Genomic DNA, 11,643 nt, shown 5'->3' with positions numbered 1-11,643 from the left:
CCTAGCGGGCGAGCGCCTGGCCCAGCTGCTCGGCCAGCGTGCGCAGGTCGGCCTGGTCGGCCGCCTGGGGCTTCCACAGCCGCAGCGCGTTATCGCCCTCCCAGCGCGGGATGATGTGTACGTGGTAGTGAAACACGGTTTGCCCGGCGGCGGCGCCGTTGTTCTGAATGATGTTGACGCCGTCGGGCCGCAGCACCTCGCGCATAGCCAGCGCCACGCGCTGCACCGTGCGCGCCACCGCCGCCAGCGTCTCGGGCGGGATGCTGAACAGGTCGGCGTGCTCGTCTTTTGGGATCACCAGCGCGTGCCCGCGCGCGGCCGGGTTGATGTCCATAAACGCCAGCGTCGCGTGGTCCTCGTACACGCGAATGGCCGGGATGTCGCCGCTGACGATCCGCGAGAAGATCGATGGCATATGGCTCCTCGCTCGTTATACTAGGCAGTAAACAGTAACAGGATTTACGCGGTCGCCTGCGATATCGGCTCCTTCTGCCTGCGGCAGCATGGTGCTTCGCTTTCTTTTGTGCTGGATTTTGGCGCTTTGCGCCAAAATCCAGCACCATCCATGCAAAAGTACCGCTCTGCCGAAGGCAAAAACGCGCACCGCGTCAGTCCTGTAAACAGTAAGCAGCCCCGGCGATCCTATCGGCTGCGGCCGGCAGCCAGTTGTACGCGAGCTGTGCTAGCGTGCTCGCGCGAGCCAGCGCTGCAGCTCGGCCAGGCTCCAGGTGTTCGCCACATCCTCGGCGCGCGCCCAGCCGCGCCGCGCCGTCAGCACGCCCAGCCGCAGCCAGGGCAGGTTGTCGGGGTGGTGCGCGTCGCTGTCGATCGTGATCTTCGCGCCGAGCTCGAGCGCGCGCCGCACGCTTGGCGCGTCGAGGTCGAGCCGCTCCGGGCCGGCGTTCACCTCGAGCAGCGTGCCGGTGTCGGCGGCGGCGCGCGCCACCGCGTCGATATCGATCTCGGCGCCGGGGCGGCTGTCGATCAGCCGGCCCGTAGGATGACCGATGATGTCGACGTGCGGGTTACGAATGGCGCGCAGCAGGCGCTCGGTGGCCTGCTCGGGCGGCTGGCTCAGCTTCACGTGCGGCGATGCCACCACCACGTCCAGCTCGGCCAGCACGTCGTCGGGCAGCGCCAGCCCGCCGTCGGCGGTTATATCAACTTCAATGCCACGCAAGATCCGGAAGTTCACCCCGGCGGCGGCGTACTCGGCGTTGAGCGCGGCCACCTCGCCGGCCTGGCTGCGCAGCCGCTCGGCGTCGAGGCCGTTGGTGATGCCGAGGAAGGCGCTGTGGTCGGTGAGCGCGACGTGGCTGTAGCCGCGCGCGATCGCCGCCTCGGCCATGGCGCGTATGCTGGCCTTGCCGTCGCTCCAGTCGCTGTGCATGTGCAGGTCGGCGCGGATGTCGCCCAGCTCGACCAGGCGCGGCACCCGGCCGGCGGCGGCAGCCTCGAACTCGCCCGCGTTCTCGCGGATCTCGGGCGGGATCCACGGCAGCCCCACCGCCGCGTACACTTGCTCTTCGGTGGCGCACAGCAGCAGCGAGCCGTCGGCGCGCTTGAAGCCGTGCTCGCTGAAGCTCAGGCCCTGGGCCAGCGCGATCTCGCGGAAGCGGATGTTGTGGGCTTTGCCGCCGGTGAAGTGCTGCAGCGCCGAGCCCCACATCGCCGGGTCGAGCGCCAGCAGGTCGGCCTGCAGGCCGTTGTGCAGAAACACGGTGGCTTTCTCGGCGCCCGACGACTCGACGCGCGCCACCAGCGGCAGGCTGGTAAAGGCCTGCACCGTGGCGGCCGGGTCGCTGGTGGCGGCCAGCAGGTCGATGTCGCCGATCGTCTCGCGGCCGCGGCGCAGGCTGCCGGTGTAGGCTGCCTCGCCCACCGCAGGGCTGGCGGCGCGCAGCGCGCCAAGCAGGCTTTCGGCGGCGCGCAGCGCCTCGCTCAGCAGCGTGCGGCGGTCGCGCGTGGCGGCCGCGTCGATGTCGCGCAGCAGCGCGGCCACCGTCTTCGGCCCGAAGCCCTTCACGCCGTTGAGCTTGCCGCCCTCAGCGGCGGCCTTCAGGTCGGCGATGCTGGCGATGCCCAGCTCGGCGTACAGCCGCCCGGCGGTGCGCGGGCCGACATTCGGCACTCGCAGCAGCTCGAGCACGCCGGCCGGCACCTTGGCGCGCAGCTTCTCGTAGAACTCGAGCCGGCCGGTGTCGAGCAGCTCGCCGATCTTGTCGGCGATCGCCTTGCCAATGCCGGGGATGCCGGTCAGGTCGCCGCGCTCGCGCAGCAGCGCCAGCGGCGCGGCCAGGTCGAGGATCGCGTCGCCGGCGCGGCGGTAGGCGCGGGTGCGAAACACATCCTCGCCCAGCACTTCCATTGTGTCGGCGATGGCGTAGAAGACGTCGGCGATCTCGCGGTTCGTGAGCGTCGCTGTCATGGTTCCCGGCCCGTGTTCGCGCTTCATTCCGCCGTATTATAGCACGGCGATCAAGATGCACACGCCCCGCCGAGCGGCTTACATGAACAGGTGGCCGTCGGCGTGGGCCATGAGCGGCTCGGCAACCGGGCGCTGCACCAGCGCGGGCAGGCGCACCGTGAAGACCGAGCCGCTGCCTTCCTGGCTGGTGACATTGATGGTGCCGCCCATGAGCCGGCAGAAGCGACCGCTGAGCGCCAGGCCCAGCCCGGTGCCGCCATACTTGCGCGATGTCGAGGGGTCGGCCTGGATGAAGTCCTTGAATAGGTTCTGAAGCTGCTCCGGCGTCATGCCGATGCCGGTGTCGGCCACCTCGAACACCAGCCACTCGTGCCCAAGCTCGCCGACGCGCTGGGCTGTCAGCGTGATCCGGCCGTGGTCGGTGAACTTGGCGGCGTTGCTGAGCAGGTTGAACAGGATCTGCTGCATGCGCGTCACGTCGGCGTGCATGGCGCCGATGTCGGCCGGGCAGCACACCGCGAGCGTATTGGCGTTGCGCTCGATCAGCGGCTGCACCGTATTCGACACCCGCTCGATCAGGTTGGTGATCTCGAAGGTTTCGAGGTACAGGTCGAGCCGGCCGGCCTCGATCTTCGAGAGATCGAGAATATCGCTGATCAGCGCCAGCAGGTGCGTGCCGGCGGCCTGGATGCGCGCGATGTCGGCGCCCATGTCGCCGCCGGTGTTCTGGTACTGCATCTGCAGCAGCTCGCTGTAGCCCAGAATAGCCGTGAGCGGCGTGCGCAGCTCGTGGCTCATGTTCGCCAGGAACGTGCTCTTGGCCCGGCTGGCGGCCTCGGCGCTCTCTTTGGCCTGGTAAAGCTCCTGCTCGAGCCGCTTGTAGGCTGTGACATCGCGCAGCACTACCAGCCGGCCGAGCAGGCTGTGCTGGCGGCCATACACCGGCGAGACGCTCAGGTCGTAGTAGCGCCGCTGCGGGCCGTCGATCACCATCTGCGCGGCGCTGGCCTGCTCGGGGTTGGCGCTGAGCGCCGGCCAGTCGGGCAGCACGTCGGATGCGGTGCTGCCGATCAGCTCGGCGGCGGGGCGGTTGATCAGCTGCCGGGCGGCCGGGTTGAGGTCGACGATCCGGCTATTCGCGTCGAGCACGATCACCACGTCGGTCATGCTCTCGATCACCGTGTCGCGCGCTACCGGCACAATGTCGAGCAGCCGCAGCCGGAACATGCCCCAGGCCCACAGCACGCCGGCCAGCGTAAACGCGAACGGCGTGAGGTCGAGCTGGGGGAATGGCAGCACGCGCGCGAGGTACAGCGCATTGCCGATCAATGGCAGCGCGCAGCCGAGCACCAGCACGGCGGCCTGGCCGCGGTACGGCCGTTTCGCCCGCAGAAATGCCTGGAACAGCAGCCCGATCCCGGTCATCAGCATACAGTACGAGTACAGCGCGTGAACCAGAAACCAATCGCCGTACTGAATATCGATCATGGTCAGCGAGCCGTGGAACGCCAGGCTGGTGCGGCGCCAGATCAGCCCGTGCAGCTCGTTCGTCCATACCAGCGCCAGGGTTGTGGCCGGGATGGCCGCCAGCAGCAGCAGGCGGCGGCGCGCCAGCCAGCGCGTGTGGCCGGTGTGCACCAGCGCCAGCAGCAGCGCGCTGAGAGGCCCGACGACGATGCCGATATATTCGATCTTGGCCCACAGCAGTATCAGCGCCAGCCGGGTGCTGCTAAGCTCGAGCGCGTAGCCCAGCGACCACGTCGCCACCGCGACCATCATGGCCATGAAGAACAGCGCGCCCGGCGCGCCGCGGCGGCGCCAGGCAAACCAGGCCAGCACCAGCGAGATCGCTGTGGCGACAAGCAGTGGAATTGCGTAGGCAGTATATTGCCAGGGCATCAATAAAAACTCCAGGGCGGGCGAGCGGCACGGGATCGCGACTGGCAGCCATGGCTCTGCGCTGGATGAGCGTCGTTACTGTTACTATCGCCCGAGCACCGCAGTTGGATACGCTGCTATTGCATCATACCAAAGATCGCCCGATTCGGCGATACCCGCGCACAACGCGGCCGGTAAAAAATGCTATACTGCCAGCGATGGTATTGCCATATTGCCCGCGCAGAGGCGTATGTCGCAGACTGCTCTAACGACGCTGTTTCCGGCGCTGCCCGCATTTCTCATGGCTGTGCTGGCCTGCTGGCTCGGCCTGAGCTTGCTGGTGCGCGCGCCGCGCGACCGGCCGGCCCAGGCGTTTGCCTGGCTGTGCCTGCACCTGACGCTGTATGGCCTGGCGGTGTTCCTGCCGGCGCTGAGCCGCTCGCCGCTCGCGCGCCAGGCCTTTGAGCTGGCGCAGGTGATCGAGACGGTGCTGCTGCCGCCGGTGTTCTTCCACTTCATCCTGGTGCTGGTGGCCGATGGCCCGCCGCCGCGGTGGCAGAAGCTGCTGCTGGCGCTGTTCTACGCGGTTGGCCTGGCCATGGCCGCCTACGCGCTGGCCGGCCCTATGCGCACGGCGCCCAATGGCGGCCTGCGCTTCCCGAGCGGCTGGGTGGTGCCGTGGACGGCGCAGCGCGCGCTGCCGATGCTGGCCGCGCTGGCGCTGATGTGGCTGAGCTATCGCCGCGCCGTCGACGACGACCTCGAGCGCCGTCGCCGCGCGCTGTTCGCGCTATCGGCGGTGGTGGGCGTTGTGGGCGCGCTGTGGGCTACCGTCGCGCGCAACCTCGGCTTTGCCCCCTCGTTTGGCCACCTGCTGATGGACGCGGCGCTGGCGCTGCTGGCCTACGCGGTGCTGGCCTACCGCTCGCTGCTGCCGGCCCGCGTGGTGCAGCGCACCTTCTATCGCTCGCTGCTCGGCGGCCTGCTGACGGCGCTGTACGTCGCTCTGCTGCTGCTGGCCGAGCCGTTCGCCAGCCAGGTGATCCAGCCGCGCCTGCAGATCCCGCTGGTGACGATCTTTACGCTGATCGGCCTGATCGCGGTGTTCGGGCCGCTGCGCGACTGGGCCGGCGCGCTGATCGACCGGCGCTTTTTCCACCGCGAGTTCGACTACGCGCGCCTGCTGCGCGAGCTGAGCGACGACTGGAACCAGCGCGGCGACCTGGCGGGCCAGCTCCAGGCCGCGCTTACGGCGATCTGCCGCACGCTTGGGCTGCGCCACGGCGCGGTGGCGGTGCAGGAGGGCACGGGCCTGCGGCTGCTGGCGGCCTACGGCGACCCGCCCGACGCGGCTGCGCTGCGCGAGGTGCGCGTGCCCGATGCGCCGCAGACGCACTACGGCGATTGGGCGGCCTGGCCGGCGGCGCGGCTGCTGCTGCCGCTGGCGCGCGCCGGCAACACCTACGGGCTGCTGCTGCTGGGCGCCAAGCGCTCGGGCGAGCCATTCCGCGAGGCCGAGCGCGCGCTGCTGCGTCTGCTCGGCGACTACCTGGCGCGCACGATCAAGCTCATCCGCGCCCAGCAGGAAGAAGAGGTGACGCTGGCGGCCCTGGCCGAGCAGAGCCGCCAGCTTCTGGCCGAGCAGGAGCTGCTCGAAGCCCAGGCGCTCGAGGCGCTGCGCCTGGCCGCCCAGCCCGCGCCAGTGCCGCAGGACGGCGCCGGCGGGCTGCGCGTGTTCGCGCTTGGGCCGCTGCGCGTCGAGCGCGACGGCCGGCCGATCGAGCGCTGGGGTGGCGATAAGGCCGGCACCTACCAGGCCGAGGCGCTCTTCGCGTTTCTGTTCGATCGGCGCGGGCGCGGCCTGACCAAAGACGAGGCCGAGGAGGTGATCTGGCCCGACCTCGATCTTGACAAGGCCGACACGGCGTTTCACCGTACCGTCGCGGGCCTGCGCCGCACGCTCGAGCCTGGCCTGCGCCGCGGCAACGAGAGCAAGCTGATCGCCTACCATCACGAGCGCTACTGGTTCGACCCGGCCGCAGTGGCCTGGTGCGACGCCGACGCGTTTGCGGTGGCTGCCGAGCGCGGCCATACGCAGCTGCGCCAGGGCAACCTCGAGGGCGCGCGCGCCGCGCTGGCCGAGGCGGCCGAGCTGTACCGCGGCGACTATATGGACGACTGCCCGTTCTTCGGCGACTCGACCTATGTCGAGGCGCGCCGCGCCGAGCTGCGCGACCAGTATGTCGACGCGCTGCTGGCGCTCGGCGCGTGCTACGAGCGGCTGGCGCAGCCCGGCGAGGCAGCCACATGCTACCGCCGCGCGCTCGCAGCCGCCGCCGGCGATTGCCCGCGCGCCGAGGAGGCGCTCGAGCGCTTGCAGGGCGCCGCGTAGCTTATAGAGCTAGGACACACGCAGTTGGCGTGCTCAGCCTTCGGCAGAGCGGCGGTTGTATAGCTCGATCTGCCAGCGCCACTCGCTGTGATCCTCGGCGTGCCACCACTGCGTGAGGATGCCGATCTCGCCGCCCGGCAGCAGCACCGGCAGCCCGATCTCGGCCTGGCCGGGCCAGATATCGCTGCGCTCCAGGCTGCCGCCGCGGCGCATCAGCCGGGCGATCGGCGTATCGGCGGTCTGCGCCAGGTCGGTGCCGGTGGCCAGCGCGCGGCCGTCGGCGGCCCGCACCACGGCCGTGAGCACTGCGGGCGCGGCGTGCACCAGCAGTGCCGCGAAGCCGGCGTCGGCCCGGCCGCGCGCGAACAGTAGCCCCGTGGCGGCGGCCTGCGGGTACCATAGCTCCCAGTCTTCGGTGTGCTGCTCGGGCATTGTTGCCTCCTCCTCGTGCCTGCTTGCCACGCGCGCCGCCGCGCGCTGGGCGCGTACGGCGGCGCACGCGCAGCTACACAGCAATGGGCGTGCCCGGCGCCGTGGTATCATGGCGCGGGCAGCAGAGAAAGGGGCGAAGCGATGCTTGAGTGGCACACTGGCGAGCTGGCGATCAATGGCGTGCGGCTGCACTACCGCCGCACCTTCGGCGGCGGGCCGCCGCTGGTGCTGGTGCACGGCCTCACCGACAGCGCGCTGTACTGGGCGCCGGTGCTCGAGCGCCTGGGGCAGGGCTACGATCTGGTAATCTACGACGCGCGCGGCCACGGCCGCTCGGAGAAGCCCGCCGCCGGCTATACCTACGACCAGCTGGCCGACGACCTGGCCGCGCTGATCGGCGCGCTGGGACTCGATCGCCCGGTGGTGATCGGCCACTCGATGGGCGCAGCCACCACCGCGCTGGCAGCCGCGCGCTACCCGGCGCTCATGCGCGCGATTGTGCTCGAGGATCCGCCGGCCGGCGCGGACGTGAGCCCGGCGCTGCTGCGCGCGGTGTACGCCGACTGGCTGGCCGATCTGCAGGCCAAGCAGGCGCTTACGCGCGCCGAGCGCGTCGCGCGGGTGCGCGCCGAGCAGCCGCAGTGGTCGGCCGCCGACTACGAGCTGTGGGCCGACGACAAGGCGCTGGTGTCGCCCGACGCGCTCGAGATCATCCATACCCCCGGCACGCTCTGGTTCGATCTGATCGAACAGGTCGCGTGCCCCATCCTGCTGATCACCGGCGACCCTGTGCTAGGCGCGCTTTTGACGCCCGAGTTCGCGGCTGGCCTGGCGGCGCGCTGGCGCAATGGGAGCGTGGCGCATATTGGCGGCGTCGGCCACGCCATTCGCCGCAGCAGCCCCGAGGCCTACATCGCCGCCGTGCGCGAGTTCCTTGCGCGGGTGTGAAAGCTCCCCGTATGCACCTGCTCTCGGGCGCGGCTCATACCAATTCCGGCTGATCGCTTGGATTATGGTGAGGGTTCGGGGGCGGCTTTGCCGCCCCCATACGCATTAAGCGTAGTAGACAAGGACAGCTCTTGTGGTATGGTTGTTGTCGCCAAACCACAACCAAACACCGACAGGAGCCGCCCTGATGACGACTATACCACAGCTGGCCGCCACGCTTGCGGCGGTGTTGACCGAGGAAGCCGACCGTGCCGGCCGCCAGACCGGCTTTGTTCAGCGCTCGGACGCCAAACTGACCGGCAGTGTGTTCGTGCAAACGCTCGTGTTTGGCCTCGGTGCCGACCCGCAGGCGAGCTTGAGCGCCCTGACGCAGACGAGTGCCGCCTTGGGCGTAACCATCTCGCCCGAAGCCTTGCATCAGCGGTTTGACCGAACCGCCGCCACCTGTCTGGAACACGTGCTCGGGGCTGCGATTGGCGAGGTGCTGTGTGCTGACCCACTCAGCTTGCCCATCCTCGACCGCTTCGCCGAGGTGGTGGTGCAAGATAGTACCACGATCGCCTTGCCCGAGGCGCTCGCTGCGGTCTGGACCGGCTGCGGTAATGGCACGCCCGACGCCGGCAACGCGGCGCTTAAGCTCCAGGTCGCCCTCGACCTGCGCACGGGGCGCTTGCGCGGCCCGACCCTGCACGATGGCCGCGAGTCGGATGCTCACGCCACCCTGCATCACGATCTGCCGCAGGGCGCGGTCCGGCTGGTGGATTTGGGCTATTTTGACCTCGCCCTGCTGGCGGAGTTGGACGCGCGGGGCGTGTCCTGGTTCTCGCGCATGCAGGCACTGACCAGCCTGCAAACGGACGATGGACGCTGGTGGCGCCTGCACGACCTGCTGGCCGCCATGCCCGAGGCAACGCTCGATCTGCCGGTGCGGCTGGGGCGGGAGGCGCAGGTGCGGGCGCGCTTGCTGGCAGTGCGGGCACCGCAGGAGGTGGTCGACCAGCGCCGCCGCCGCTTGCGGGAGGAAGCCAAAGCGCAGGGCCAGATGGTCAGCGCGCTGCGCTTGGCCTTGGCGGCGTGGAGCGTGTTTGTGACCACCATCCCGCCGGACGGACTGACCGTGACGGAGGCGCTGGTGCTGGCGCGGGCGCGCTGGCAGATCGAACTGCTGTTTAAGCTGTGGAAAAGCCACGGGCAGATTGATCTGGTACGGGACGTGCAGCCGTGGCGGGTGCTGTGTGAATTGTATGGACGCTTGCTCAATCAAATTGTGCAGCATTGGCTGCTGCTCGTGAGCGGGTGGGATGCGCCCGCACGGAGTTGGGGCAAAGCGGCACAGACAATTCGTACGCATTGGATCGCGCTGGCAACGGCGATGGGGCAGCCCGCACGGCTGCGGGACGCGCTGACGACGCTGGCACGCTGTATTCAAGCAGGCTGCCGCAAGAACCGACGCAGGAAACATCCGTGTACCTTCCAGCGGTTTTTGATGAGTACCGATAGCTGTGTGGCGTAAGCTTAATGCGCATGGGGGCGGCTTCGCCGCCCCCGAAATTTCCTTTTCTTGTGCGGCGCCCAGCAAAGCCGGGCGCCGCACAAGAAAACACAAGTAATCAAACGGAGTTGGTATCAGCCCTCGAGCTCGGCGGCCGCGCCTGGCGCTCCATCCGGCACATAGTGCGTCAGCTGGTCGACCGCCGCGACCAGGCTGTGCATCAGCGTGTCGCCAAGCAGCGCCTGGTATTCGCGCTCGATCTCGGCGCGCGCCGCGCAGGCTTCCTCCAGGAACTTCCAGCCACGCTCCGTGCCGCGCACGCGCATGGCCCGCCGATCGGATCGGTCGGGCGCGGTTTCGACCATGCCGCGCGCCGCAAGCTCCTGCACCAGCCGGCCGGCGAACTGCTTGGTGGTGCCCATGCGCGTGGCGAGATCGACGATCCGCGTGCCGCCGTCGTCGATATTGGCGATCAGAAAGGTGTGCGCCATGCTTAGCCCCTGGTAGCCGCGCGCCGCGTATTTCGCCGCCGCCAACGCCTGGTAGTTGCGGTACAGCGTCAGCAGCTTGCGCGAGAGCGACTGCTGGCCTTCGGCGCGCAACGAGTCGCGATCGACCATAGATAGCCCCTTGACTATTTAGACAACAAGGTTTATTATATTAGACAACCGGGTTTACAGTATACCTGGGTTACTGTTATCATACCATACAGCGAGGCGTGCATGCACATCCACATTCTCCAGACTGGTTCGATCCGGGTCAAGCGCTCGTTTCTGGCCGGCAGCCTGGCTGCCGGCGGCCTGCCGCAGTTTTTGTGGGCCATGCGCGCCGACCGCGCGTGGGCCGATCCGCTGCCGATCTACGCCTGGCTGATCGAGCACCCCGAAGGCCTGATCCTTGTCGACAGCGGCGAAACCCGGCTTGCGCCAGCTTCGCCGCTGGTGCCGGGCCAGCTGCTGCTCGAGCCATCCGACGAGCTGCCCGAGCGGCTGCGCCAGCTTGGCGTGCGCCCAGGCGATATTCGCACTGTGGTGCTGACGCACCTGCACGGCGACCATGTGAACGGCCTGGCCGGGCTGCCGCAGCTGCCGTTGCTGGCCAGCGCCGCCGAGCTGCGGGCGATGCGCTCGCCCGGCGGGCGCCTGCTCTCGCGGCTGACGATCCACCCGCCGGCGTGGTTTGCGCCCGCGCCGATCGAGTTTCGGCCCGAGCCGATCGGCGGCTTCAGCCACAGCTACCCGCTGACGCGCGCCGGCGATGTGCGCGCCGTGCCGACGCCAGGCCACACCCGCGGCCACCTTTCGGTTATCGTGCGCGAGGGCGAGCTCGACGTGATGCTGGCCGGCGATGTGACGTATAGCGAAAGCGCGCTGCTGGCCGGGCAGCAGCAGGGGCCTTGCGCCGACGTGGCCGGCCACCGCGATACCCTGGCGCGCGTGCTGCGCCACGCTGCCGAGCGCCCGACGGTCTACCTGCCATCGCACGACATCGACGCGCCGCGGCGGCTGGCCGAGCGCGCTGCTATCGCAGCTGCCGTGGCGTAGCGGCTGGCCGCCACGGCCGATCCGCCCGTGCCCGGCGCGCGTAGAAGAAGTGGGCACGCACGGCAATGAGGACCAAGGCATGTTTGGCAGTATGACCTATCTGATCTGGCTTGCGCTGTTCGTGGGCCTGCCGCTGCTGGCGCTGGCGCTGGCGGCGCGGCGCCGGCTGTGGCCGCGCCGCCGCGCGCTAGCCTGGACGCTGCTCGGCGCGCTGGCAGGCGGCTGGGCCTGGGACGCCGGGATCGTCAAGCTCGGCACATGGGATTACATTCCCGAGCATATCGCCGGGGTGTGGATCGGCGGCCTGCCGCTTGAAGAGTGGCTGTGGATCGTCGGCGTCACACTGATGTTTGCGATGCTCACAATTTTGATCGAAGAGCGGCGTTAGGGACTCGGAAAGTCCACATCATCCCGCTTGGTGGGGGCGCGGGGGCGGCAAAGCCGCCGCTCTGCCACAGCGCGAAAAACGAATACCTTTGGAGGGTCGCAGACCCTCCAAACCTCCCATGGATGATGACCAATTTCTAAG

At 69.0% G+C, this 11,643-nt stretch carries 10 protein-coding genes; 5 read left to right on the top strand and 5 right to left on the bottom strand.

Annotation, left to right across the window (positions count from 1 at the left end; translation table 11 throughout):
- Nucleotide 1 precedes the first annotated feature (1 nt).
- From U0177_RS03630 to U0177_RS03620, 3 genes are all read right to left on the bottom strand, one after another.
- The gene (locus tag U0177_RS03630; protein WP_409569230.1) at nt 2–415 is read right to left on the bottom strand and encodes an HIT family protein; all 414 of its coding nucleotides are present in this window, start codon (nt 413–415) and stop codon (nt 2–4) included.
- Nucleotides 416–682: 267 nt separating this feature from the next.
- Complete coding sequence (gene polX, locus U0177_RS03625) at nt 683–2,428, bottom strand: DNA polymerase/3'-5' exonuclease PolX (RefSeq protein ID WP_409569229.1); 1,746 nt, start codon at nt 2,426–2,428, stop codon at nt 683–685.
- 78 nt (nt 2,429–2,506) lie between these two features.
- Nucleotides 2,507–4,327, bottom strand: a complete 1,821-nt coding sequence (locus U0177_RS03620; RefSeq protein ID WP_409569228.1) for a histidine kinase N-terminal 7TM domain-containing protein — start codon at nt 4,325–4,327, stop codon at nt 2,507–2,509.
- A gap of 229 nt (nt 4,328–4,556) precedes the next feature.
- Between U0177_RS03620 and U0177_RS03615 the strand changes: the two genes are divergently transcribed.
- On the top strand, nt 4,557–6,698 hold the full coding sequence (locus U0177_RS03615) for a BTAD domain-containing putative transcriptional regulator (RefSeq protein ID WP_409569227.1): 2,142 nt from the start codon (nt 4,557–4,559) through the stop codon (nt 6,696–6,698).
- A gap of 33 nt (nt 6,699–6,731) precedes the next feature.
- On the opposite strand, the gene U0177_RS03610 is transcribed toward U0177_RS03615, so the two are convergent.
- Entirely contained in the window at nt 6,732–7,130 is a 399-nt protein-coding gene (locus U0177_RS03610; protein WP_409569226.1) for a hypothetical protein, read from the bottom strand.
- Nucleotides 7,131–7,271: 141 nt separating this feature from the next.
- Between U0177_RS03610 and U0177_RS03605 the strand changes: the two genes are divergently transcribed.
- A complete protein-coding gene (locus U0177_RS03605; RefSeq protein ID WP_409569225.1) occupies nt 7,272–8,078 on the top strand; it encodes an alpha/beta fold hydrolase in 807 nt (268 codons plus the stop codon).
- 187 nt (nt 8,079–8,265) lie between these two features.
- Complete coding sequence (locus tag U0177_RS03600) at nt 8,266–9,591, top strand: IS4 family transposase (RefSeq protein ID WP_409569224.1); 1,326 nt, start codon at nt 8,266–8,268, stop codon at nt 9,589–9,591.
- Nucleotides 9,592–9,704: 113 nt separating this feature from the next.
- Here U0177_RS03600 and U0177_RS03595 read toward each other — a convergent pair whose 3' ends face one another.
- On the bottom strand, nt 9,705–10,190 hold the full coding sequence (locus U0177_RS03595) for a MarR family winged helix-turn-helix transcriptional regulator (protein ID WP_409569223.1): 486 nt from the start codon (nt 10,188–10,190) through the stop codon (nt 9,705–9,707).
- 102 nt (nt 10,191–10,292) lie between these two features.
- On the opposite strand from U0177_RS03595, the gene U0177_RS03590 reads away from it, so the two are divergent.
- Both U0177_RS03590 and U0177_RS03585 read left to right on the top strand, forming a co-directional pair.
- Nucleotides 10,293–11,114 (top strand): N-acyl homoserine lactonase family protein, encoded by an 822-nt coding sequence (locus U0177_RS03590; RefSeq protein ID WP_409569222.1) that lies wholly within the window; start codon nt 10,293–10,295, stop codon nt 11,112–11,114.
- 91 nt (nt 11,115–11,205) lie between these two features.
- Complete coding sequence (locus tag U0177_RS03585) at nt 11,206–11,502, top strand: lycopene cyclase domain-containing protein (RefSeq protein WP_409569221.1); 297 nt, start codon at nt 11,206–11,208, stop codon at nt 11,500–11,502.
- The last annotated feature ends 141 nt before the right edge of the window (nt 11,503–11,643 follow it).

Origin of the sequence: Kouleothrix sp. (genome assembly GCF_046328425.1) — a bacterium.
In the GTDB taxonomy this organism is placed as follows: Bacteria; Chloroflexota; Chloroflexia; order Chloroflexales; family Roseiflexaceae; genus Kouleothrix.
The sequence above is the reverse complement of the archived record's forward strand: the minus strand, read 5'-3'. Positions and strand labels throughout refer to the sequence as shown.